This window comes from Paenibacillus sp. FSL H7-0331 (assembly GCF_001956045.1).
This window is the reverse complement of the sequence record NZ_MRTH01000009.1, coordinates 43796-69371: the sequence shown is the minus strand read 5'-3', so window position 1 is coordinate 69371 and position 25576 is coordinate 43796. Positions and strand designations below refer to the sequence as shown.

The 25576-nt window shown below is 46.2% G+C and carries 23 protein-coding genes and 1 other annotated feature; of the genes, 3 read left to right on the top strand and 20 right to left on the bottom strand.

Going from position 1 to position 25576, the window contains the following annotated elements; translation table 11 throughout:
• Positions 1-13 precede the first annotated feature (13 nt).
• Genes radC through BK127_RS15110 form a run of 3 tightly spaced genes read right to left on the bottom strand, consistent with a single transcriptional unit; the run spans position 14 to position 1653 of the window.
• The gene (radC, locus tag BK127_RS15120) at positions 14-703 is read right to left on the bottom strand and encodes a RadC family protein (RefSeq protein ID WP_076231538.1); all 690 of its coding nucleotides are present in this window, start codon (positions 701-703) and stop codon (positions 14-16) included.
• Between the two features lie 56 nt (positions 704-759).
• Complete coding sequence (locus BK127_RS15115) at positions 760-1365, bottom strand: Maf family protein (protein WP_076231535.1); 606 nt, start codon at positions 1363-1365, stop codon at positions 760-762.
• 45 nt (positions 1366-1410) lie between these two features.
• Entirely contained in the window at positions 1411-1653 is a 243-nt protein-coding gene (locus tag BK127_RS15110; protein WP_076231533.1) for a DUF4321 domain-containing protein, read from the bottom strand.
• A 264-nt stretch (positions 1654-1917) separates the two neighbouring features.
• Between BK127_RS15110 and BK127_RS15105 the strand changes: the two genes are divergently transcribed.
• Positions 1918-3240 carry an N-acetylmuramoyl-L-alanine amidase gene (locus tag BK127_RS15105; RefSeq protein WP_076231531.1) on the top strand — a complete coding sequence of 441 codons (1323 nt, stop codon included), beginning with the start codon at positions 1918-1920 and terminating at the stop codon, positions 3238-3240.
• A gap of 43 nt (positions 3241-3283) precedes the next feature.
• Here BK127_RS15105 and BK127_RS15100 read toward each other — a convergent pair whose 3' ends face one another.
• The 9 genes from BK127_RS15100 to BK127_RS44805 all read right to left on the bottom strand — a co-directional run bounded on the left by BK127_RS15100 (position 3284) and on the right by BK127_RS44805 (position 14084).
• Positions 3284-4729: an SPOR domain-containing protein gene (locus BK127_RS15100; protein WP_076231528.1), complete on the bottom strand. Its 1446-nt coding sequence runs from the start codon at positions 4727-4729 to the stop codon at positions 3284-3286.
• Between the two features lie 170 nt (positions 4730-4899).
• Positions 4900-5406, bottom strand: a complete 507-nt coding sequence (locus BK127_RS15095; protein ID WP_076231525.1) for a ferritin — start codon at positions 5404-5406, stop codon at positions 4900-4902.
• A gap of 144 nt (positions 5407-5550) precedes the next feature.
• Entirely contained in the window at positions 5551-5775 is a 225-nt protein-coding gene (locus BK127_RS15090) for a DUF1450 domain-containing protein (RefSeq protein ID WP_091163585.1), read from the bottom strand.
• Between the two features lie 165 nt (positions 5776-5940).
• Complete coding sequence (murC, locus tag BK127_RS15085) at positions 5941-7326, bottom strand: UDP-N-acetylmuramate--L-alanine ligase (protein WP_076231520.1); 1386 nt, start codon at positions 7324-7326, stop codon at positions 5941-5943.
• A 7-nt stretch (positions 7327-7333) separates the two neighbouring features.
• Positions 7334-8722, bottom strand: a complete 1389-nt coding sequence (locus BK127_RS15080; RefSeq protein ID WP_076231517.1) for a bifunctional folylpolyglutamate synthase/dihydrofolate synthase — start codon at positions 8720-8722, stop codon at positions 7334-7336.
• A gap of 5 nt (positions 8723-8727) precedes the next feature.
• Positions 8728-11385 (bottom strand): valine--tRNA ligase, encoded by a 2658-nt coding sequence (locus tag BK127_RS15075; RefSeq protein WP_144026466.1) that lies wholly within the window; start codon positions 11383-11385, stop codon positions 8728-8730.
• A gap of 111 nt (positions 11386-11496) precedes the next feature.
• Positions 11497-11800, bottom strand: a binding site (T-box leader).
• Positions 11801-11939: 139 nt separating this feature from the next.
• Positions 11940-12977 carry a LysM peptidoglycan-binding domain-containing protein gene (locus tag BK127_RS15070; RefSeq protein ID WP_076231512.1) on the bottom strand — a complete coding sequence of 346 codons (1038 nt, stop codon included), beginning with the start codon at positions 12975-12977 and terminating at the stop codon, positions 11940-11942.
• Positions 12978-13080: 103 nt separating this feature from the next.
• Positions 13081-13956, bottom strand: coding sequence for an RluA family pseudouridine synthase (locus tag BK127_RS15065; RefSeq protein WP_076231510.1), 876 nt, complete (start codon positions 13954-13956; stop codon positions 13081-13083).
• A gap of 2 nt (positions 13957-13958) precedes the next feature.
• On the bottom strand, positions 13959-14084 hold the full coding sequence (locus BK127_RS44805) for a hypothetical protein (RefSeq protein ID WP_256711325.1): 126 nt from the start codon (positions 14082-14084) through the stop codon (positions 13959-13961).
• 139 nt (positions 14085-14223) lie between these two features.
• Between BK127_RS44805 and BK127_RS15060 the strand changes: the two genes are divergently transcribed.
• Positions 14224-16014, top strand: a complete 1791-nt coding sequence (locus BK127_RS15060) for a phosphodiester glycosidase family protein (protein ID WP_076231507.1) — start codon at positions 14224-14226, stop codon at positions 16012-16014.
• 91 nt (positions 16015-16105) lie between these two features.
• On the opposite strand, the gene hemL is transcribed toward BK127_RS15060, so the two are convergent.
• Complete coding sequence (gene hemL, locus BK127_RS15055) at positions 16106-17410, bottom strand: glutamate-1-semialdehyde 2,1-aminomutase (protein WP_076231505.1); 1305 nt, start codon at positions 17408-17410, stop codon at positions 16106-16108.
• 111 nt (positions 17411-17521) lie between these two features.
• On the opposite strand from hemL, the gene BK127_RS15050 reads away from it, so the two are divergent.
• A complete protein-coding gene (locus tag BK127_RS15050) occupies positions 17522-18184 on the top strand; it encodes a Crp/Fnr family transcriptional regulator (protein ID WP_076231502.1) in 663 nt (220 codons plus the stop codon).
• 81 nt (positions 18185-18265) lie between these two features.
• On the opposite strand, the gene hemH is transcribed toward BK127_RS15050, so the two are convergent.
• From hemH to BK127_RS15015, 7 genes are all read right to left on the bottom strand, one after another.
• Positions 18266-19198 carry a ferrochelatase gene (gene hemH / locus BK127_RS15045; protein ID WP_076231499.1) on the bottom strand — a complete coding sequence of 311 codons (933 nt, stop codon included), beginning with the start codon at positions 19196-19198 and terminating at the stop codon, positions 18266-18268.
• Entirely contained in the window at positions 19199-20263 is a 1065-nt protein-coding gene (gene hemE, locus BK127_RS15040; protein ID WP_076231496.1) for a uroporphyrinogen decarboxylase, read from the bottom strand. It lies immediately after the preceding gene.
• Positions 20264-20517: 254 nt separating this feature from the next.
• Positions 20518-21510 carry a porphobilinogen synthase gene (gene hemB, locus BK127_RS15035; RefSeq protein ID WP_076231494.1) on the bottom strand — a complete coding sequence of 331 codons (993 nt, stop codon included), beginning with the start codon at positions 21508-21510 and terminating at the stop codon, positions 20518-20520.
• A gap of 33 nt (positions 21511-21543) precedes the next feature.
• Positions 21544-23073 (bottom strand): uroporphyrinogen-III C-methyltransferase, encoded by a 1530-nt coding sequence (gene cobA, locus BK127_RS15030; protein WP_076231491.1) that lies wholly within the window; start codon positions 23071-23073, stop codon positions 21544-21546.
• A 6-nt stretch (positions 23074-23079) separates the two neighbouring features.
• The gene (gene hemC / locus BK127_RS15025; RefSeq protein ID WP_076231489.1) at positions 23080-24024 is read right to left on the bottom strand and encodes a hydroxymethylbilane synthase; all 945 of its coding nucleotides are present in this window, start codon (positions 24022-24024) and stop codon (positions 23080-23082) included.
• On the bottom strand, positions 24017-24739 hold the full coding sequence (locus BK127_RS15020) for a precorrin-2 dehydrogenase/sirohydrochlorin ferrochelatase family protein (RefSeq protein ID WP_076231487.1): 723 nt from the start codon (positions 24737-24739) through the stop codon (positions 24017-24019). Before BK127_RS15020 ends, hemC begins: the two co-directional genes overlap by 8 nt.
• 4 nt (positions 24740-24743) lie before the next feature.
• On the bottom strand, positions 24744-25568 hold the full coding sequence (locus BK127_RS15015) for a cytochrome C assembly family protein (RefSeq protein ID WP_076231484.1): 825 nt from the start codon (positions 25566-25568) through the stop codon (positions 24744-24746).
• Positions 25569-25576: the final 8 nt, after the last annotated feature.

Here is a 25576-nt window from a genome sequence, read left to right as displayed (position 1 = left end):
GTTTCAATTTCTGTTACATCAACCCCTGCTCTTTCAAGCTGATGAAAGCTTGGTCGCCGATAACAATATGATCCAGTACATCAATGCCGATAATTTCGCCCGCTTCTACCAGCCGCTGTGTCAATTGAATATCTTCTGAGCTCGGAGTTGGATCCCCGCTCGGATGGTTATGTACACATATAATCGAAGCGCTGCTTCGTTTAATCGCCGCACGAAATACTTCCCTTGGATGAACAATTGCTGCATTCAAGCTGCCCATGGAAAGTGTTTCCTGACCCACGACATGATTTTTAGTATTTAAAAACAAGCATACAAAATGCTCCTTTTGTAAATAACGCAGTTCTTCCATCATCAAATCAGCTACGTCCTTAGGGGAACGAACCATTATGGTATCATTCAACACACTGCGTGCCAATCTACGACCCAATTCAATGCTGGCTTGAATCTGCAGTCCTTTAGCCGAACCAATGCCTTTGATTTCGGTTAACTGCTCCAAGCTCATATCAACCAGACTGCGCAATCCACCGGAATGACTTAACATGCGCTGTGCCAAATGGACAGCCGACTCCTGATAAGTACCAGTCCTCAGTAAAATCGCCAGAAGTTCCGCGTTGCTTAATGCTTGAGCCCCAACCTGCATCATGCGCTCTCTAGGACGTTCTTCGTTTGGGACATCGCGCAATGTTAAATTGTGCGATTCCATTCATTCCCCCCTGACATTCTAGGTTTGTAGAAGTTTTATTATAGCATGATGCCGGATTAAAGAACAGTTACGCCCAATTCACCAAGCATTTCACCAAGCAGGCATAATGGTAACCCCACAACATTGAAATAGTCGCCTTCGATCCGTTCAATCAAGGTCGCACCGATCCCCTGTATCGCATAGGATCCCGCTTTATCCATCGGTTCATTCGTATCGATATACCTTTCAATCTGTAAAGAACTCATTGGCTTCATATAGACGGCTGTAACCCGATGGGCATACAATTCACGTCCCGTACCCAGATCCATACAAGCAACTCCACTGTAAACATGATGGACCTTTCCTTGCAGAGCCTCCAGCATGCGTGCGGCATCTTTACGGTCTTGCGGCTTGCCCAGCACCTGATCATCCAGCACAACAATCGTATCGGAACCAATCACGATCCCTTCTGTCCGCTGCTCGGCTTTAAACATTTCGCAGACAGCTGCGGCTTTACGACCCGAGAGCTGCTCGACGATTTCAGATGGGCTCATTCCCGGTTCTGTATCCTCCTGAACATCGCTAACCCGAATTTCATAGGGAAGACCTAAAGTTTGAATTAATTCCTGCCTGCGTGGTGAGGAGGATGCCAAAATGATTTTTTTTGCGCCAAATATCGACATATATAGACTCCTTGTCTCGAATAGGTTAAAGTTTAAGTAAGTTCATTATAATCTGCGAAAAATCCAAAAAGCCGCAACAAGCCCCACCAAACTGATCAAATTAAGCTTCATTTGAAATTGGAGGTCATATTTGATCACCAACAAATCCGCTTTTGGCTGCCAGGTAAGATCAACCGATTTTGTAAGAAAAGCCAGTGCAGGGACAGAAACCAGCAGTTGACCCACAAGGCTTCCCGCTACTAATCCTATGACGAGCAGCAAGATGAAGGTAAAGGTATTCTTTTTCATAAATAGCTACACTTCCTTTACATATTAAAAAATGAAGCTGTCAAATCGCTGCCGCTACTGCGCTCACCGTATTATAGCACAAGCCTTTATCCTGTAAATATAGCCTCTTACCTACTTACTAAAAAACATACCCTGGAAGAGCTAAAAGCACTCTGACGAAAGCTTTTAACCCATGCTTACGATGCCAGTTTTCTGGCGAAAACTTTAAGTTTATGCTTACGATGCCAGTTTTCTGGCGAAAACTTTAAGGAGGAACCTTGTTTGATGCTTCGGTCTTATACCCTTATTATTTTTATCCTTGTATGCTTGTTAGCTGCTCCATCCTCGTCATGGGCAATAAAGATTGTTGTCGACCCTGGTCATGGGGGATCGGATTCAGGAGCTGTCGGAGTCAATGGACTGCTGGAGAAAAACGTTAACCTGGATATTGCCACCAAATTAACAAAGATGCTGGCAGATCGCGGCTATGAAACCGCAATATCGAGAGAAGATGATACTTTTCTTTCACTTAAAGAACGTGTTGACTTTACAAACGCGCAGCAGGCTGATTTGTTTGTCTCGATCCACGCCAACGCCATGCCGGGAAATGCCAAAACACGCGGCGCTTTGATACTGTACCACGATAATAATTATCCACAGGAAGACTATCCGGCAAGCCCGGAAATGGCGGAGCTCACCCCGCAGAGCCGGGAGTTAGCGAAGGTAGTTCTGAACAATTTCGTTGATGCTACCGGATTAGAAAATCGTGGTCTTGTAGCGAGCGCTGTTTATGTAGTACGTATGGGTACCATTCCAAGCATACTCGTAGAAACTGCTTTTCTCTCGAATCGACAGGATGCAGCATTACTGGCCAGTGATGAAGTCAGAACGACTATGGCTCAGGCTATAGAGCAAGGCATTGAAGCTTATATGCCACCGAATACACCGAGCGAGGTATTCACCGATATGCGTGTACATTGGGCACGGGATGCTGTACTTCGCTTAAAAAGTCAGGGAATTGTTGACGGCGTAGGCCGACTGTATAAACCTAACCGTGAGCTGACCCGAGCGGAATGGATGACCTTGCTGGATCGGGTTTTCGATTTATCTATAATCAAGAAGCCTTCAGCCAACCCTCCCGTTTGCACAAACGGCAGTAACAACAATACGGTTTCTGGTGTGGTTTATAAGAATGGTGAGAGCTGTGTAACACCTATAAAACCTCCCATGCCGTTGTTCATGGATATTACTGGTCACTGGGCAAATGCCGCCTTGAACAAAGCCATAATGGCAGATGTTCTTAACGGCTACGATGACGCTACCTTACGTCCCGATCAACCGATTACTCGTGCAGAAGTTGCTGCTACGTTTCAACGGCTTGCTCTTCCTGCCACCCTCGGCCCGTTAGGTACAGCGTCGTTTACAGACGTACCTGCTGATCATTGGGCAGCCAAATCGATCTACAGTTTACAACATGCCGGCTGGATCGACGGCATAGCGCCAGATCAATTTATGCCGAACCGTGGCATGACGCGTGCCGAAGCAGCCTCCTTACTTGATCGGTATGTTCAAAGCACACCAAAAACGCCAACCCCTCAGCAGCCATAGCTGAGCCGGTCGGCGTTTTTTCTGAAACTTCATCATCCCACTTTTATGGTGTCGTGATTACCCGCCTGAATTCCTTTTGAGCAAGTGCAGTCTGCAAAATCGCATTTTGTGTTTGCCATAACGTGGAAGCAGATGGGCTTTTGCGATACTCATCCAATGATGCAACGGCTGCATTCATTGCGCTGCTGATTTTAAGGACGGCTGCTTTACCTTCCTCGGAAAGCCCCTCATTCACTCCTGAAGTCATCCCTAGCCAGGCTTGATGAGCAGTTTTGACGGATTGCACCTGCGAAGCATCCATTCCCGTCAGTTTAGCTTCAGTTAAATGCGAAACGGTAAGCGGAGCTATTTGCTGGACGAGATTATCACCTTGTGTGATAAAGGCCGACACATTATCCGTTGACTTGCCTGTCCATTTGATTTTCGAAAGCGCAGGCATATCCACACTCTTTATGATAACATCGATCTGTTTTTGTTGAAATTGCTGGGCAAGCCGTGAGGCTTCATCTCGATTGGATGCCATCCCCACATAAACAGGAAATTTTTCACCCACATCGCTTACCGCAGCAAGACCTTTTTTCTTCAGCTCTGATTGCGCAGCAGCTGCGCCTTGTGATGTCGAGAATACACCGCTTTGCAGGAAGGTCAATGTTCTTGCAGGCACGTTCACAGCAGCTATTGCCCCGCTGCTGACAGATGCCGAGACGGCAATGGAACCAGTTGGATCTGCAGCTTTGCCAGCAGTATTGGCCGGAGTCACTGAGCCTGAGACCGCGATGGCTTGATCTGTAGGTGCTGATTTGGCTGGTGCCGAGGCATTAGCTGTGACATTGGTAGCTGTTGGGGCCGTGACGTTTGTTTTATTGGTCCCAGAATCCTGAGAAAACATCGATAGTACAAGAAAACCGAAGGCTGCACCCGTAGCGACAGCTCCAGCAACCGATGCAGCAACCTTAAACCACGAGGCTGCCGTTTTCCTCCTCCGATAAAATGTCTCCTCTGGCACATACCAACGATGATCACGAATTGGATCTATAGGTTCGCCCCGTATAGGGTCGTTCGAGAAAAATAGCTCCTCATTTTCCAACTGTCTGTGATTCGGAGCTCCCGTTTCTCGAATAGCGTCAATTTTCGGTTCAACATTCAGTTCATTAGAAGCTTTTATTGAGTCATGTCTGGGCTCATGTCTGGGGTCGCGACCGGTATTATACCTGGGGTCAAATCGAGTCTCATTTCTGTTCTCCTGCTGAGTACTATGACCTGACTCACGGATCAACTTCTCCACTCGCTGTGTTTCCATATCAAACGAACTTTCCCAGCCTCCAAAATCATTTGGATATGGATTTAATGTCTGCGTATCCACGGGGGTGACCTTGTATTCTTCCGGGCGCAGTGGGATTACCTGCTGCTCTTTCGCTTTCCTCTCAGGAACGCCAACATTGTTTCTATATTCCTGATCAAACCGAAAGGTCATTTTGGCTTTGCTCATTATACTTCGCTCCCTTGTCCAAATTCGTATTATTAGACTATGAAAGAGAAAAGATGAATAGAACAATAACACTAGACTTTCGATAGCACGGCATAAAAAAACAGCTGGCTCCTGAACGAATCTATCGTCCGGGAATCAGCTGCCTGTTGGTGTACATACAAAATTATTGTTTAAGGTGCAGGCGGCGTAAACACCCGACCTGCAAACTCTGTATCCATCATAAAAAATGCATTACTGTCTTTATCAATACGCTTCAATTTATTAATGATCGAATCAAACATCGCTTCTTCTTCAACCTGCTCATCAATAAACCATTTCAAAAACTGAATCGTCGCATGCTCACGTTCATTCATTGCAATATCCGACAAATCATAAATTCGCTTGGTAACGATCTGTTCGTGCTCATAAGCACGCTCAAATACGTCCAGCATGGATACATAATCATTTTTGGGATTATCCATACCAATCACAACCGCTCTTCTACCGCGGTCATTTAAGAACTTATAGATTTTCATTGCGTGAAATCGTTCTTCTTCAGCCTGCACAATATAGAAATTAGCAAACCCATCCAAGCTTTCAGCAGAACAATAAGCAGCCATGGCCAGGTACACATGTGAGGAGTAAAATTCGAAATTCATTTGATCGTTCAGAGCTGTACTTAAGGAATCATTCAACATACGAACACGCACCTTCCATGGATTATTTTTGTTGTAAACCCCACATGTAGAGTGGGAGTAGTACAACCACTATACACAAAATAGGAGAAAGAATCCACAATAGGCTCAAGCTCATCGTTAAATTATCCTTTCGTATGTAAATTTTTAACCTATAACCTGCTTCAGCTCTTTATACAATTTACGAGGACTTGAAGCATAAATAACGTTGGATTTACCTAACATAACAAAGCATTGCTTGGAGCATAGCTTGCAGTTTCCGAGACAATCCTGCTTTTTTTGCTTGATTTCGGGAAAACGTTCCTTAATGGATTTATATACTTTTTTGGAACCAAGCTTCAAGTTTTTACAGCAGTATTTGATTTTTTTCATATCCTGCTCCTTTATCTCACAAGTATGCATTTGTATCTGATGATAATAGTTATCATTATCAATGTCAATGTTAATTTATTTATTACAGCTTATTCAAGCAAATTAAAAAAACAAACCTTAACGCTAGTTACAGACGTCTTCGGTTTGTTTCTCTTTAGCTGTATTTTATTTGGATTCTGCTTGTTGATTCAGTGTACGGGCTAACCCTGATGCTGCCTTCCATATATCCCCGGCACCCATCGTAAGTACCAGATCACCGCTCTTGACGTGCTCAAGTAAAAAAGCCTGTACTTCCTCTTTACTCGGAATATAACGGACATGCTGATTGCTGTTCTGTCGAATCAATTCAACCAGCTTGGATGAAGTTATGCCTTCAATCTGCTGCTCGCCCGCAGGTGAATATATATCGGTGATAATGACTTCATCCGCTTCAGAGAATGCACGACTGAATTGATCAAACAAGAAGTACGTACGCGTATATCTTTGGGGTTGAAATACAGCGACTATTCTTTTGCCAGTTGCCTTGGCCGCGCTGATTGTAGCTTCAATCTCCGTAGGGTGATGAGCATAATCATCAATGATCAGAATATCATTCACCTCGCCAAGCACTTGAAAACGACGCTTCGCACCACGAAAATCCGTAATAGCTTCCGCAATTTGACTAAAGCTCAAACCTGCTTCCATGCAGGTAATCAATGTTGCCATTGCATTATAAACATTATGTTTGCCCGGTACAGACAATTGGATGAATCCAAGACTGCTGCCCTGATGTTCGACTTCAAAGCTTACCTTGCGATCACCAAGCACTATGTTGCGGGCTGTATAATCGGCATCGGTTTCAATACCGTAAGTAATGACTTCACTTTTAATATCAGGTATCAGCTCTTGAAGATACGTATCATCTTTACAAACGATAGCTTTGCCTTCGTCGCTCACCTGACTCAAAAACTGCGCATAAGCCTTTTTCAGGTTCTCAAAATCACCATTGTAATTTTCCAGATGATCCGCTTCAATGTTATTGACGAGCGCTATCAATGGATTGTATTGCAAAAAGGAACCATCACTTTCATCGGCTTCCGCAACGACCCATTCTCCCTTGCCGGCCTTGGCATTGCTGCCAACGTTCATGATTTCGCCGCCAATGATGAAGGTAGGGTCCATTTTGCACTCCTCCAGCACGAGCGCAATCATCGAGGAGGTTGTGGTTTTGCCATGGGCACCAGCGACTGCAATCCCTTTCTTCGCGTTCATTAAACGTGCAAGCATTTGCGAACGATGCAGAATCGGAATATTCCATTCCTCAGCAGCCGCCATCTCCACATTATCTTTAGACAGGGCTGTCGAATAGACGACAACGTCGGCTCCTTTGACATTCTCTGCCTCATGCCCGATAAACACGGTTGCTCCCTTGGCAACGAGCTTTTCCGTTAGCTCCTGGGAAGCAAGGTCAGATCCCGATATACGGTAGCCCATTTCAAGCATGACCTTGGCAATAGCACTCATGCCATATCCGCCAATACCGATAAAATGGATGTGCTCAGATGTATTCACGCAGCTCTCACCAGCCTTTTTCAGAATCGGTTTGATGTAGGATCCAGGATCGGACGTCCCCTATTAAATATAAGGTGCCGGACACAACGGCCAGATCATTCTCTGCCGTTTTGCTTTTCACCAGCTCCAGTGCTGCCTTCCAGTCAGGCTCTACAATGATTTCGATATCGGGAAGGCCCATTTCTTGAGTAAGTGAAGCAGCCAGCTCCGCCAGCTTAGCAGCCTCTTCCTTCTTATGCCACACCGGTTCCGTAAGTATTAATGTGTTCACCATTGGTAGTATATGCCGCAAATAACCGGAATGATTCTTGGTGGACAGCATCCCCATCACAAAATGCAATTTGTTGTAGCTGTATGTGTCGCGGAGCGCTTGTGCCAATACGGCACCACCCTCAGGGTTGTGAGCACCGTCTATTAAAATACGAGGCTCCGTAGACACCATTTCCATGCGGCCTGCCCAGCTTGTCTCCTTCATTGCGCGTAACAGCACTTCATCCTCGATGATCAGCGCGTAGTATTGACGCAGCAGTTCAAGGGTCATCAGCGCTAATGAAGCATTTTGCAGCTGGTGAACGCCATTCATAGAAATCGTAACCTGTTCTATCGTGCGAAATGGCCCATCGAAGTTGAAGATCTGTTCGTTTTCCTTGGTTGAGACAGTTTCATAGCGAAACTTGCGTCCGCTTAAATACAGCGTGCAATTCTTGGCTGTGGCCTCCTGCTCAACTACCTCAATCACACTCGGTTGATCCACCGCGCTGACTACGGGAACACCTGCCTTGATAATCGCAGCTTTCTCAGCAGCTACAAGCTCCAGGGAATCTCCCAAAATGTCCATATGATCATGGCCAACATTCGTAATTACCGTCAATATAGACTTTACGATATTGGTAGAATCCAGTCTTCCCCCTAATCCGGTTTCCCAAACCACATAATCCGGACAAGATATTCGAGCATAATAATAAATCGCCACGGCAGTTGATACTTCGAACATAGTTGGCTGCCCCAGCTCGGAAGCAGCTACCTGATCGACAAGAGGCTTCAGCTTGTTAACGGCTAGCAGCAAATCCTCATCAGCGATGTTGACTCCGTTATAGCGAATGCGGTCTGTATATTTCTCGATATACGGAGAGGTAAAGGTACCCACTCCGTAACCGCTCTGCTTCAGAACCTCTGTCAGATAAGCACAAACTGAACCTTTTCCATTTGTGCCAGCGATATGAATGAATTTCAAGCGACGTTCAGGGTGCTCAAGCAGTTCCATCAGTTTTTCCATCCGTTTGAGCCCGGGTCTGACACCGAACTTGACCAAATTGACGATCCAATCTATAGCTTCTTCCGCACTCTGAAAACCATTAGATGATTGTACCTGCGAATCATTCGTCGTACTGCTCATCGAAGTCATCCCCTTAGCTCTGCTAAACGGGCAATCACTTTATCCCGCTTATCTGCATAATCGGCCAGCTTTGCTTTTTCTTCATCAATTACCTTGGCAGGAGCTTTCGCTACAAAGCCTTCATTTCCAAGCTTTTTCTCGATCCGCTCCACTTCGCCATGCAGGGATTGAAGCTCTTTTTCCAAACGTGCCAGTTCCTGTGAAATGTCGATTAATCCAGCAAGCGGCAGATACAGCTCGGCACCTGTAAGAATTCCAGTCATTGCCTTATCCGGATTCACCAGAGTGAGACTAATCTCCAACAGCGAGGTGTTGCTGAATCTGCGAATATATTCCTCATTACGCTGCAGGATAATCAAAGCTTCTTCGTTAGCCGGTTTGATCAGCAATTCGATTTTTTTGCTCATCGGCACGTTAACCTCAGCTCGAATATTACGAACCGTACGGATCACATCCATAAGCAAATTCATTTCCTGAACCGCATCAGCGGCTTCCCAATCAGCATTATAAAGCGGCCATGCAGCTAGTGTAATAGTCTCTCCTTCATGCGGAAGATGCTGCCATATTTCCTCAGAAATGAAAGGCATAAACGGATGAATCAGGCGCTGTGTCTGATCCAATACATAAGCAAGCACGGATTGCGTCTTTTTCTTGGCTTCAGCATCAGTTCCGTATAAGGACAGCTTACTGAATTCAATGTACCAATCGCACAGGTCATCCCATATAAAACTAGTTAACAGACGCCCGGTTTCACCAAATTCGTAGGTGTCAATTAATCGGGTTACATCACGTACGGTTTCGTTCAAGCGGTGTAGAATCCAACGATCAGCCGTTCCTAATTGACCGCTCAGATCAATATCCTTCACCGTGAAGCCGGTCAAATTCATCAGTACAAAACGTGAAGCATTCCAAATTTTATTGGCAAAGTTACGCGCCTGCTCGACCTTCTCCCAACGGAAACGCATATCCTGTCCCGCTGTGGAACCTGTTGACAGCATAAAGCGCATCGCGTCAGCGCCGTATTTCTCGATTACTTCCTGCGGGTCTACGCCGTTGCCCAAAGATTTGGACATTTTTTGGCCATCCTCAGCACGAACCAAGCCGTGGATAAGCACGTCCTTGAACGGAATTTGATCCGTAAATTCAAGCGCGGTAAAGATCATTCTAGACACCCAGAATGGAATAATATCATAACCCGTAACCAGCAAGCTCGTAGGGTAAAAGCGGCTCAAATCTTCCGTTTCATCCGGCCAGCCCAATGTAGAGAAAGGCCACAGCGCAGAGCTGAACCAGGTATCCAGCACATCCTCATCCTGACGGATCGTGCCGCCGCCCGCACGGACGGAAGCTTCAGCTTCACTGTGGGATACGAATATTTCTCCTGTTTCGTCGTTGTACCATGCCGGAATTCGATGGCCCCACCACAGCTGACGGGAAATACACCAGTCACGAACATTTTCGATCCATTGCAAATAACTTTTTTCGAAGCGTTCCGGAACAAAATTAGCGCCTGTTTTCGAATTTTGCGCGGCAATCGCCTGCTCAGCCAACGGCTTCATTTTCACAAACCATTGTGTGGACAAGTATGGCTCAACAATAGCTCCGCTGCGCTCACTGTGGCCGACTTGATGCACGTGATCTTCAATCTTCACCAAAACCCCGGATTCCTTCATATCGGCAACAATTTGCTTACGGCATTCAAAACGGTCCAAACCTTCATAAGGTCCAGCCTTATCGTTCATTGTACCTGTGATATCCATAACCAATATTTGCGGCAAATCATGGCGCTTGCCCACTTCAAAGTCATTCGGATCATGAGCAGGCGTAATCTTTACAGCTCCGCTTCCAAAATCCTTATCCACATATTCATCGCCAATAATCGGAATTTCGCGACCGACGAACGGTAGGACGAGTACCTTGCCAATCAAATGCTGATACCGCTCGTCCTCTGGATGCACGGCAACAGCAGAATCACCCAGCATTGTTTCAGGACGTGTTGTGGCAACGACAATAAACTCATCGCTATCCTTAACTGTATATTTCAAATGGTACAGGTGACCCTGTACTTCCTTGTGTTCAACTTCAATATCCGATAAAGCGGTTCGTGCTGCCGGATCCCAGTTAATAATATAGTTGCCGCGATAAATAAGGCCCTTTTCGTACAGCTTGACGAATACTTCACGAACTGCCTTAGACAGCCCTTCATCCAGAGTAAACCGCTCACGGGAATAATCCAGCGAGAAGCCCATCTTAGCCCACTGCTGGTGAATCGAATCCGCGTAATGCTCCTTCCACTCCCACACCTTTTCCAGAAACTTTTCACGACCCAGATCGTAGCGGGTAATACCTTCCTCACGAAGCTTCTGCTCGACTCTGGTTTGTGTCGCTATCCCGGCATGGTCAGATCCAGGCAGCCAGAGTGTATCATAGCCTTGCATTCTCTTGGTACGAATCATAATATCCTGCAGTGTGCAATCCAGCGCATGCCCAATATGCAGCATACCTGTTACGTTCGGTGGGGGAATAACGATCGTATACGTCTCGGCGTCCTTGCGCTGACCAGCTTTAAAGTATTCGCCCTTCAACCAGTACTCGTACCATTTCCTTTCCGCTTCCTTCGGATCGTAGGTCGTCGGCATTTCCGTTGTTTTTATTTCTTCCATCGCGGGTTCCTCCATTATCCATACTATTCATCCATTACTTGCAGGCTGGACTGGGCCAGTATTTACCTTCTACCCATCCACTTTCATAGGCAACAAAAAAATCCCTTCGCCGCAAAGGACGAAAGGATCTGCTTCCGTGGTACCACCTTTATTCCGCATATGAAAAAGGCTTGGGCTGACAAATTACTGCCCACTATGCGGCACTTCAACAGATAACGGCTGATACCGGCAGCATCTATCCGCAAACCAAGCATTCAAGGAACCATACGAAATGGTACTGTTGAACTCTTAGACTTGCCTTTAATACTGCAACTCCAGGGCGACTTCGGCAAGTTACATCCTACGGAACCTCTCAGCGTAACAATTCCGCTCTCTGATGGGTTAGCTGCCTACTATTCCCTTTCCAAGTTATTGAAACATATGATTACATCTATGATAAACAACATTACCGATGGAGTCAATAACATATCCGCCTATAAACCAAGGTTTTATCCTTATTATAGCCAAAAATGCCCGATTCAAACCCATATTCAGGTTTGATCGGACATTTTCGTTTACTTGGGAATATAGACGATTTGTCCTACGGAAACTTCATGCTCAGCCAGTCGGTTGAACAGTGCAATTTCACGTGGATTTAATTCATAGCGCTTCGCAATGATTTCCAAGGTTTCTTCCTTTTGTACGATACACAACCGAACACGGCGGAATTCCTGCTTCTCACTTGTTGAGCTTAGCAGCAGCTTTTTCCATTCCAATCGGTCACCCGGAGCGGGAGCACTCTGTGCTGCCTCCGATTCAGCTAATCTTTGCTCCGCTTTGACTGACGAGGAGCTTTGCAGCAATGAGGTCAAACCGATTGGTTTTACGGGTTGAGTGGGTGAGTCAGACGTCTTCCCGTTAAAAGCAACTCTCGGCTCTATCTTCTCCTCTGCCGCATAGCTTGAGTAGTTATCAGCCTGCTGATGCTGAAACGCATCGAGAGCCTCATCGCTTTCGTCCTCGAGCCATTCCTCCTCTTCCTCGTCTCCACCATCCGTCAAACCACTTAAGTCATCCGGCGGGTCATTGTAAGCTGAAGATGGCGAACGCTCTTGAGCAGGCTGTATATAGTCAGCCTCGTTTAAAATCGGTACAGATGTGTCAGTTCTGGCAGGAGTAGGCGCCTCATGTACAAAAAGCACCTCATCCGAACTATGATTCCAGATCTCATCAGCACTTGGAGCTACAATGACTTCCTCAAGCCCATTTAAAGATAACACTCCTGTAATATTGAGGCTTCGGGCTGAAAGAATATCAACATCAAAATTTTCAATTTCAACGGCAATATCCTCAACACGATGCACCCGGTTCAACGGCAATGTAATTTCTACCGGAATCAGGTGCTCCAACGTACGATTCACGGCATCCTGCTCATCTACATAGGTGCCGGATAGAAGCAGATTACCTCTTAGAAGAGCCTGATCCCCTTGAGGCACAACCTGAATATGGGGAACCAGTTCCACATCTTCCAATTGTTTAATGCCGGCAACTCCTTCAGACAAATGCACCCGCTCATAAATATCGAACCGCAATCCATTCTGCTGTTCAGCCAATATCTTGTCCTCCCTCCGAAAACTAAATCTTGCAAACCGTATCCATCGGTTAATCAGTTTCAGTTGTCTTTAGATTTATATGGTTTTCGGGGGATAAGCATGACTATATTTTTTGAAGTGCCGTATACAGCCTTAGAAAATCTTCCGGCCAGGGTGCTGTAACAATGATGTTCTCACCACTCAGAGGATGTTCAAATGCTAAGCTCTCGCCATGCAGAGCCTGTCTATTGATTCCTTTAGTGGGACCGCCATATAAGGAATCACCCCATATTGGAAACCCGATGTGGCTGAGATGAACACGAATTTGGTGAGTTCTTCCCGTTTCCAGACGAAGTCGGACAAGCATAGCCTGATTTAACTGCTCCGCAACCTCATAGTGGGTCACCGCCCACTCCCCTGTCACCGATATACGTCTGCGCGCTGAATGGTGCCGATCTTTACCGATAGGCTCGTCTATAGTCCCAGATAAAAGAGCTGATTGTCCTTGTACGATCGCAGCATAGCTGCGCTGTATGGATTTATTTCTCATGTCTTCATCCAGAATCAGCTGGACCCATTCATGCTTGGCATACAGCACAGGGCCTGTCGTATCCTCATCCAGGCGATGGATGTGCCGCACCTTGCACTGCTGTCCTGTGCTCTCATAGTAAAAGGCAACGGCATCAGCCAAGGTCGTCTGTTCGCTGCCTTTCCTGGACCCGTCTCCATGAACCTTCATGCCTGCAGTCTTGTGGACAACCATACAAAAATCATCCTCATACAACACGTCTAAAGGAGCCCATACCGGCATATCCTGTAGGGGTTCATTCGGAAACAGCTTCAGACGAACCCGGGAGCCTTTTATCGATACACCACCGCTTTTGATAAGTTTTTTCAAAAAAAGCACGGGTATTCGGATATAATTACCTAAATCGAGCTCTGTTTCAAGAGGTTCTGGCAATAACAGCTCCAGCCATTCCCCCTTTTTGCTCCAAGACATCTTCACGGCTTCCGCACCTTCTTCATATAAATAACACCGTAAGCCACAAGACCTCCGAAGACAAGGAAAAAACCAAACATCACAACCAGGGTTTCCAGTGTAATCCCGTACAGACTGTATTTATCCATGCAATTATCGCCTCAATTCACAAAACTTTATATTTCATTGTAGCAAATTCGCATCAGGACTTCTATTAAACAACCAAATAATATGATAGAATGAATAGTATTTATTGATTTTATTTTGAACTTGGGAGAGGACTACACATTGAGTAATGCACTACAATTTCTCCAATCCACCCGACAGCAACTTCGTGATTGGAGTTGGTTTAAGCGCTCACTATTGGGATTTACGATACTGACCTTTATGGTTTCCAGCTTTATGTTTTTGACACCGGTTGGGACGGAAATGCGCATCTGGATGGCTAATACCGTCATTATTACCCAGCATCGTGATTGGGCTTGGATATTTGTAGGAACAGAGCAGCGTGACAGCATGCTTCAAAAAATGCGACAGTTTATCGAAGAAAATGCCGAGGAAAAGCAGCAGTTTAACATGGTTACAGTTCAATCTACCTCTGCGATCACTCGCAAGAATCGAACTATCGATGAATTAATTAAAGTAGAAGACGTCTCAGGAACGTTCTGGAAGGGCAAACGGATGTATGTGTATGATCCCAAATCGATTCGTCTCATGACACCAGCGAAACCAGGTGAAGGTGAAAAAATCTCTTCTATGGTAAAACGCACTGGCGCTGTAGCCGGAGTCAATGCCGGAGGTTTTGACGATCCCGAGGGCTTAGGTAATGGCTTTGCTGCTATTGGGGCTGTTATCTCCGGTGGAGAAGTGATTTATACGGACCAGGATAGCAGTGTCGCACAGCATATTGTTGGCTTTACCAAGGAAGGTACACTCGTCGTCGGTAAATATAATATGTTTGAATTACAAGAAATGGGTATATCCGAGGCGGCTTCCTTTTATCCGCGTGTTATTGCAAATGGAAAACCGCTTCCCATCAATGACATTAGCCGTGCGCCGCGGACCGGAGTTGGTCAAAAAGCCGATGGAACCGTCATTTTTATCGTAGCTGACGGCCGCTCGACTCAAAGTGTTGGAGCGACGTTGAAAGAAATTCAGGAATTGTTCCTTGCGGATGATGTAGTCAACGCAGGCTTCCTGGATGGGGGTGCCTCTTCCGAGCTGGTTGTGAACGGCGAGTTGGTCACCAAGCCTTCCAGCCGTTACGGTGAACGCAGATTACCATCCGCTTTTCTCGTCTACGATCATCCTGAGGATGCAGTAGCCAACAGGGTTTGGGATGGGTTATCTTCAATTAATGCCGGCGGTGCGTTCGATCACCCTGACTTTTTGAGAGAGCAAGCTGAGCTTAAAGCAAAAGCCAAAAATAATCCGGCACCTGTGACAACACCAACGCCAGCCAAAACAACAGATACGGAGCAGACCAAGACTCCTGCTGCAAATACTGGAACCAATAAGCCATCCGGCACCAACGAGTCTACTAAGCCTAACACGCAATCGGATGCGACCAAGCCTCCACAAGGCACAGACAACAGCAAAACAACACCTCCTGCTACTAATCATGGTACCAAGGATACTGGAAAAGATACGACCACGCATCCTAATACTCAGCAAGGCGGTAACGGTAATCCGGTAACAACAGATCCAGTTAAGCCAGGTGAGACCACTCCAGCAGGAGCAGGAGCTTCTGGAGGCACAACGAATCCGACTACTAACAACCCATCATCTACGACGGGTGGATCTAATCAACAGGGGCAAGGAACGGGCAGCACATCTGTACCCAATACTCCCCCACCTGCTGGAAGCGATGCTTACAAGAATGCGCCTGCAGCAAATGATGCTTCCAAGAATACACCTGCATCATCGAGTGATGCATCTACCAAGAACACGCCAGCAACTGGAGATGCAACAACTAAGCCTAACACACCTGTAACCACACCCCCTGCTTCACCAACAGCACCTTCTGGAGGATCTACAACCGGGGCTTCAACAGAAACTACTACAGTACCCGTTAAATGATAAAAAGGATCAACACTCGCATTCAACGAGGGTTGATCCTTTTTTCTTTAAGCGATTGCTATTCAACAACATCCTGGAAAGCTCCGTTTGGCTACAGCTGTTTCATAATAGCATGATGAGCCTTAATAGTCTGCTCAATATCTTCGTCAGAATGCGCAGTTGATATAAACATCCCTTCATACTGGGAAGGTGCCACACTCACCCCATTGTCGAGTAACGCGGCAAAATAACGATTGAATCGCTGCAGGTCCGAAGTCTTGGCTGTCTCATAATTAGTCACCTGATGATCCGTAAAGAAAGGGCATATCATCGAACCGACACGATTGATCGTGCAGGCAATGCCAAATTCTTTGGCATTGGAGATAAATCCGGCCTCTAATCGAGCCGCTTTGCGCTCCAGCTCCTCATAAACTCCAGGCTGGCCTAGCAAACGAAGCGTAGTGTAGCCAGCAGCCATAGCTAATGGGTTACCGGATAATGTTCCAGCCTGATAAATAGGACCGCTTGGCGCGATCATTTCCATAATATCGCGTCTGCCGCCATAAGCGCCTACCGGTAAGCCGCCACCAATGACTTTGCCGAGACAGGTAAGGTCCGGCTTGATTCCATAAAGTCCCTGAGCACTGCCCAAGTCGACCCGAAAGCCGGTCATGACTTCATCAAATATTAGCAGACTGCCATAACTTGTCGTAATATCCCGAAGACCCTGTAAAAATCCCGGTTGCGGTGGCACGACGCCCATATTCCCTGCAATCGGTTCTACGATGACAGCGGCGATTTCCTCTCCGTATTTTTCAAAGGCAACACGGATCGAATCGAGATCGTTGTAAGGCACTGTGATGGTATTGACTGCGACACTCTCCGGCACTCCTGGACTGTCAGGCAATCCCAGAGTAGCTACGCCTGATCCCGCTTTAATCAGCAGCGCATCTGCATGACCATGGTAACAGCCCTCAAATTTCAAAATCTTCGGACGGTTCGTATAACCTCTGGCTAATCGCAAAGCACTCATGGTTGCTTCTGTACCGGAGTTGACCATTCTTACCATGTCCATGGATGGAATTCTTTCAATGACCAGCTTGGCCATACGCGTTTCCAGCTCAGTCGGCGCGCCAAAGCTAGTCCCTAATTCAACTGCGCTTTTAATCGCCTCTACGACTTCCGGATGACTATGGCCAACAATTAGCGGACCCCATGAGCCGATATAATCAATAAACTCATTTCCGTCAATATCGAATACTCTCGAACCCGCTCCCCGTTCCATAAACAATGGGGTTAAACCTACCGATTTAAATGCGCGAACCGGGCTATTAACACCTCCCGGAATAAACTGCTTGGCTTCTGCAAATGCCTTCGATGAACGTGAGTCGTCTCGTTGGGTTGGTTTCAATGCCATGCCCCTTTCTTTACGATAAAATGTCTTGAAAATCAAGGAAAATCGATATATAATTATTCGAACTGAATTTATACTCGGACTATTTTCCAGCAAAAGAAGCGGGGGGAAACAATGATCGACTTTTTGCGCAAGGTACCCTTATTTTCCAGTCTTAACAATTCCCAGTTAACGATCATTTCCAATATTTGTTCCAAAAAATCGTTCAAAGCCAATACTGTTTTATTTCATGAAAAAGAGCTTGGCTCTGTATTCTACATTGTTTTCAGCGGCTCGGTAAAAATTTATACAGCAGCTACTTCCGGTGAAGAAAAGATTCTCTCCCTGTTCAAAACAGGTGACAGCTTTGGAGAGCTCTCATTGATTGACGGCAAGCCGCGTTCGGCTTCTGCCCAAACACTGGAAGACAGCGTGATGATTGCCCTTTCGGCACCTAACTTTTTGGACATGTTAAAATCCAACTTCGACATTTCTCTCTGTATTATGCAGGAGCTGTGTAATCGCCTTCGCGACACGAACCAGCACGTTCATGATCTTACCTTCCTGGATGCCAGGTCAAGAGTCATCAAAAGCCTCATAAAGCTTGCCAACAAAAATGGTATTCGCTCAGGTAGTATCGTAACCATCAAGATGATGCTTAACTACGATGAGGTTTCCCAAATGGCTGGTGTGCAGAAGCCTATCCTGATGCAGGTTATCCGTGATTTTCAGGAAAGACAAATATTGACCTTTCTCGGCAACGAGATGAAGCTTGATCTTGCCAAGCTACGAGGTTAGACTTTACGATCTTCAAGCAAAATAGATTTCGCTTTTCATGATTTCAGTAAAAGCCCGATTCAACAATCGGGCTTTTTTTGTTCAACCATTTACTTTCGAATAAACCGCATCACTCAACGTCTCCATATACAAGGGATCGGTATTAAGTGAAGCCGTACGCTCCACATGCATCTCCAACTCCTGAGCTACCTGTTGTGCCTCTATATCAAGATCGTACAAGACCTCCAAGTGATCAGATACAAAGCCGACCGGGCACACAAGGACGTTGCGGATCTGTTCTTCCTTTACTACGGTTCGCAAAATATCAAGAATATCCGGTCCGAGCCAAGGAACTCCCGTACGACCCGCGCTTTGCCAGCCAAACTGCCAATTCGTAATGCCTGTCTGTGCCGCAACAGCTCGCGCAGTTTCCAGTAATTGCTCTGTATAGGGGTCACCTGTTCCAAGAATGCTTTCAGGTAAGCTGTGTGCTGTAAATACAACACGAATATCGGACTTATCTATACCATCAAAACGCTGCAGTGCATCATGTACACGTACAGAGAGTGCATGGATAAGCTGTGGATGCAGATGGTAGCTGTCGACAAATTGAATAGAAAGTCCAAGCTCATCAGCCTTGTCTCGTGCCCGTTTGATATAGCTGCCGACGCTCATATGAGAGTAATGCGGCGCGAGGACGATACCAACAGCCTGCTGAATGCCATCCTTGACCATCTGCTCTACACCATCTTCTACATACGGTTCCGCATGTTTCAAGCCTTGGTAGCAGACAAAAGAGTAGTCGGGATGATCAGCGTTCAAGCGTTCTTCCAATGACTCTACCTGCTTATTCGTATTTTCCCTGAGTGGAAAAAAACCACCGACTATGGCTTCATAACGATCTGTTAAATCCTTGAGCTGTTCGGCTGTAGGCGGTCTTCCTCTGCGGATATGCGTATAATACGCCTCCACTTGATCCAAGCTCTCAGGCGTCCCGTATGACATGACCAGTACACCAATTCGCTGTTTTGACATTTATATACCACTTCCTTGTTTGGCTGCAGCCAAAGCGGATGTTGAATAAGAATGAACAAAATCCGTCAGTTCGTGTAATTTATCAATAGACGCCTCAGGAAATAAACCATGTCCGAGATTGAAAATATAACCCGGCTCTTGAATGCCCTGATCGATAATAAGCTTGGCCTGCTCCTTGATGACCGACATAGGCGCAGTAAGCACATAAGGGTCCAGATTACCTTGAACTGCGAATTTCGATCCCAAACGTCTGCGTCCTTCCGGTACAGATACACGCCAGTCCAGACCAATAACGTCAGCCTCTACCTCTTGCAGCAAAGGAAGGAGCTCGCCCGAGCTTACGCCCGGAAAATAAATTTTGGGTTGATCCAGATGGTTTAGCTCGGCAAAAATACGCTTAATCGTAGGCAGCACATAATGTTGAAAATCTTTGGGAGATAGAGCACCCACCCAGCTGTCGAACAGTTGCACCGCTTTTGCACCAGCAGCGATATGAGCCTTCAGGTATGTAATAACCATGTCGCCCAACTTATCCATCAATTGAAACCAGACCGCAGGCTCGCTGTACATAAGCTCTTTGGTCCGAATATAGCTTTTGGATGGCTTGCCTTCTATCAAATAACTGGCGATTGTGAATGGCGCCCCTGCGAATGTAATCAAGGGAACTTTAAGTTCTGCAGCCAAAATCTCGATGGTTTTTATGACATGAGATAAGTCCTTTTCCACCTGGATCGGACGCAGCTTCTCCACATCAGCTGAAGAACGAATCGGATTATGGATGACAGGCCCAATATTTTTGACAATATCAAAATCAATACCAATCGAAGCGACAGGATTCATAATATCAGAATATAATATAGCCGCATCCACACCGAGCTTTTTCACTGGCATCAAGGTCACTTCGGCAGCCAGTTCAGGCTGTTGACAAATTTCGAGCAAGCTGTACTTTTCCTTAATAACGCGGTAATCCGGATCGTAGCGTCCCGCCTGCCTCATATACCATACTGGCAGTGTATCTACCTCCTGCTTTTTACAAGCTTTGATAAACGTATCCTTGTAACTCATCCGCTTTTCCTCATTTCCGTATACTCCCAAGAACTTTCCTTAAGAAAAGTTGACCTCGTAAGCTTTAATTGATCTACTCATATTATGCCCTATTTAGCAGCATGTAACAACTGATTGCCCCTTCAGATTCCGACAAATGTATGACAAGGGCGCACTTCCTGCATAAAAAAGAAAGCCCTTCTCACACAACCGAGGCTGTATGGGAAAAGCTTCTGACTTCCCTATTGATTGTACGAAGTACCCGTGCCAGTACTTTATTCACGCAGCCAACGTGCAACATCCTTGGCGAAATAAGTAATGATCAGATCTGCTCCGGCACGCTTGAAGCCAATCATCGTCTCCATAATGATCGCACGCTCGTCGATCCAGCCCTGCATGGCTGCAGCCTTGACCATCGAATACTCGGCACTTACGTTATAAGCGACAAGCGGCAGATCGAATTGATCACGCAGCTGACGAATGAGGTCCATATAAGCCAAGGCTGGCTTCACCATCAGAAAATCAGCACCCTCCAACACATCGGACTGTGCCTCACGAAGCGCCTCACGTCCATTAGCCGGGTCCATCTGGTACGTCTTGCGATCGCCAAACTGAGGAGCTGAATGAGCAGCCTCCCGGAAAGGTCCATAGAACGCTGAAGCAAATTTAACCGAGTAGGACATAATCGGAATTTGGTCATATCCTGCCTCGTCCAGGCCTTGACGAATCGCATATACAAAACCATCCATCATATTGGACGGAGCAATAATGTCTGCGCCTGCTTCCGCCTGTGAAACCGCAGTGCGTACCAGCAATTCAAGTGATTCATCGTTAAGCACATCAGCACGCTGCTTCTGCTCGTCGAAATGTACCACTCCACAGTGGCCATGATCTGTAAATTGACAAAGGCACGTATCAGCAATCACAACGAGCTGCGGCTGAAGCTCTTTTATGCGGCGTGTTGCTTGCTGCACAATTCCATGTGCATCGTAAGCGGAGCTTCCGTGTGCATCCTTGTGATCGGGAACCCCAAATACAAGGATTGATTGAATACCCAGGTCAACGATTTCCTGAAGCTCTTCCTCAAGCAAATCCAATGAATAATGATACACACCAGGCATAGATGAAATCTCGTCCTTGATTCCTGTTCCGTGCGTTATAAATATAGGATATATAAGATCATGAATCGTCACATTCGTTTCTCTGACCAAATTACGTAATGCAGCCGAGCCTCTCAATCTACGGTTACGAATAATTGGAAAAGCCATATCCTTCTACCTCCCGTGATGTATCTATAATCTCTAATTCTTATATAAACTGGCTACCAAGGATTCTACTGTTGCTTCTTCTGCTAGATAATCTATGGTCAGTCCGGCCTCAATGGCGGTTTGCGCAGTCATCGGCCCGATACAGGCGATTTGGCAATCTTTGATCAGCTCAAGCGGATGGTCCACACCTAATTCTTTTAAAGCATGGAACAAGTTAGTCACTGTCGAGGAACTGGTGAAAGTAATGATCTGCAACACCTTCTGCTCAAGCATTTCGATAATCTCCGTACCACCACTTGTTTCAAGCACAGTTTCGTATACATCTACCTCAGTGATCTGCAAGCCTAATTCCCTTAGCCTCGCTGGAATGTATTCTTTGGCAATATCAGCAGTTGGCAGCAGAACCTGTTGTCCTGGCTTCAATTGTTCCGTAACCGATGCCAGCAGCTCATCTCCGTGAAACTTCGAGGGTAATAATTCAACAAGCAATCCTCTACTTCTCAACGCCTCTGATGTCTTGGGACCCACGGCAGCAATCTTTGCTTTATACATCCTACGAATATCTATTTGTTGTTCACGGATAGCTTCAAAGAAATGATCCACACCGTTAACACTTGTGAATATAACCCAATCAAAATCCTCCAGCCGCTGCAAAGCGTCTCCAAGCGCAGTGCGTGCAGCAGCTTGAGAAGTAGCTTGAATTCGGATTACCGGAAATTCGACAGCTTCTCCACCCAAATCCTCGATCAGATTGGACAGTTCACTCGCCTGACTTCTTGCACGAGTAACCAAAATACGTTTACCGAATAAAGGTTTCTTTTCAAACCAGGCTAGCTTGTCGCGCAGCTTTACCACTTCGCCAACAATGATAACCGCAGGAGATTTGAAATTAGCAACCCGCACTTTTTCGACAATATCAGTCAAGGTTCCTGTAATGGTCTCTTGGTCCATCCACGTTCCCCAACGAATTAAAGCGACTGGAGTCGAGGTCGTTTTACCGCCTTCTATAAGCTTGTTGCATATAAATTCGAGGTTAGCTACACCCATCAGGAAGATCAATGTGCCTGAAGCTTGCGACAGATTTTCCCAGTTTACACCATTGTAGGTTTTATTCTTGTATTCATGTCCGGTTACTATGGAAAAGGATGAAGTAAAGTCACGATGCGTCACTGGAATACCGGCATAAGCAGGAACAGCGATCGCAGAAGTGATGCCAGGTATGATTTCAAATGCTACCTCATTCTCTGCAAGCAGCTCCGCCTCCTCGCCAACCCGGCCAAATACACTCGGATCGCCTCCCTTTAAGCGCGTAACTATCTTGCCTTGCAAAGCCAGATCAACCAGTAACTGATTAATTTCCGACTGCTTCAACATATGCTTGTCCGGCAGCTTGCCAACGAATATTTTCTCAGCACCCGGCTTCATATGTCTCAGCAGTCTGGGACTTGCCAAACGGTCGTATACAACGACATCGGCACGCTTTATTGCCTCTAATCCACGTACTGTGATGAGCTTGGGATCGCCAGGTCCTGCCCCTACGAGATATACGACTCCTTTAGACATTTCTTGTCAACCCCTTATTTTATCCAAAATATCGGAAGCCCCACGCTCTATCAAAGCATTTGCCAGATTAACACCTAACAGCTCCGGATCGGTTCCATTCATAGTTTCCTTCAGTATCTGCTGACCATCAGGCGAGCCTACCATACCTGTCATGGTGATTTGATAAGCTCCGCTTGTTAGTTCACCTTCAACGGTTGCATAAGCACCTATCGGTACCTGGCAGCCGCCATTGAGCCGTCCCAGAAAGCTTCGTTCTGCAGACACAGCAAGCGCTGTCCGTTCATCGTTATAATGCTCAAGCAGCTCCAGCACTTCTATATTGTCACCTTTGCATTCGATACACAACGCACCCTGGCCAACAGCTGGCAGACAAACCTCTGGAGGCAAATAGGATGTTATGCGATCTGTCCATCCAATGCGATGCAAGCCGGCAGCTGCCAGCAGGATAGCGTCAAAGCCTTCAGATTCCAGTTTTTTGAGCCTGGAGTCGATATTGCCACGAATGGATTCAATCTTGAGATCAGGCCGATAATGCTGCAGCTGGGAAGAACGACGCAGACTGCTTGTCCCTACTTTAGCACCCTGAGGGAGATCATTCAGTTGAAGTGAGCCTTGCGTAATCAAGCAATCTCTCGGGTCCTCTCGCAGCGGGATCGCACCGATCATAAGACCTTTTGGAAGCTCCCATGGCATATCTTTCATGCTATGAACAGCCAGATCGATTTCACCGTCCATTAGAGCCTGCTCTATCTCCTTCACGAACAAGCCCTTACCGCCCACCTTGGACAGTGTCACATCAAGGATACGATCACCTTTGGTAATAATTTTTTTGATTTCAAATTCACATGGGATGCCGTGCTTTTGACTGATCTCCCGTAGATGCTCAACAACCTGCCCGGTTTGTGTCAGGGCCAACGCGCTCTGTCTTGTTCCCACCACGATCTTACGCATATGTCTCTCCCTCTTTGATGTATTGTTGAATCCAAAGTCCGATTTGCTTCATTCTCGCAATAGTTGGTTCAGCAGACAATCTGTCTATGAGCTCCTGCTTCCAGTATGTATCCGTACCTGAGGAACGGATTAAGGACATAAGCTCCCAATCCAGCATCACTCTAAGCATTTGCAGTCTATCCTCTATATCCTCAACCTGTGATTGAATCAACCAACGAAGCTCCTGCACAAGATCCAGATAAGTTTCATATTCGAACCCGTAGGCTTGCTCCAGCTCTTGTTTGATCTTTCTGGCAATCGTCGGGCTGGCACCTCCAGTGGAGACAGAGATGAGCAGCTTGCCGCGACGGACCATAGCCGGAACGATGAAGCTGCTGCCAGACGTATTATCAGCCACTGTAACCAGCTTGCCCAGTGTTTCTGCTTCCAGACGAACCGCTTCATTAATTTCCGGATTGTCGGTAGCGGCGAATACGAGTATGGATTGTTCAATTTCCCGTGTTCCTGCACAATACAATTCGCGAAGTATCGTCAGAGCTCCCTGCTGCATCCAATCCTCAATCTGTGGACTGCAGTCTGGGCTTATCACGGTTACAGATGCACCTGCTTCTATCAGCGAACCTGCCTTCCGTTCTGCTACGTGGCCTCCACCAACAATCACACAGGGTTTGTTCTTCAAATTAACCAGTACAGGATAATAATCTATATTGTTCATGGTATCACGACCATTGGTGAAACGAAGAATAAAAATTCGCAAACACTACATTGAGTGCCATAATGAAAAAAGCTGCTAAATTCCATAACGCAAGCTTATAGCCCGGTGTCTTCAGCATAACCCTTTGAAATAAATAGAAAACGTAGGCTAGCAAAACAAACCAGGAATTTATGACCTTAGGATCAAAAAATAATGCCGCATTTCCTTCAAGCGCAATCCAAACGAAACCAATGGACAAACCCAACAGCAGCAGAGGGGTTCCGATAATGACAGAAACATACGAATAATGATCTGTTTTGTCAAGACTCGGCAATCTCTGCATCAGTTTTGACCACTTCTTTCTCTTCAACTGCTGGTGCAGCAATAAATACATGCCGGAAAACACTGCTGCCGCTACAAATGCCGTATAGCTTAAGATGGATAAAGAAATATGAATGAATAGCACTTCATCCTTAATATTCCAGGAAGCGAGCGATGGCGATACTTTCGGATTACTAAAAAAATTAAGAGCAAGAACCGCAAACCCCAATACATTCACCATAAACACAAAAAACTCGATTCGGATAAAACGATTTACAACCAACGAAACCGTGACTAGCAGCCAGGTCAGCATAAACAGTGTCTCGAACATAGAAAAAGCTTCCGTTGGATCATGATAGACCAAGCCGGATATCAAATAGACCGTTTGCAAAACCCATACAAAAGAAAGTAACCCTGTCCCTATCCGTTTTGCACTTCGATTCGGACCAACAAAGTCCGAGAAGTAAAACAGCAGGCTCAGGGCGTAGATATAAATAATAGCATCGTATAACCAACTTTTCGTAACCATTGACCAAG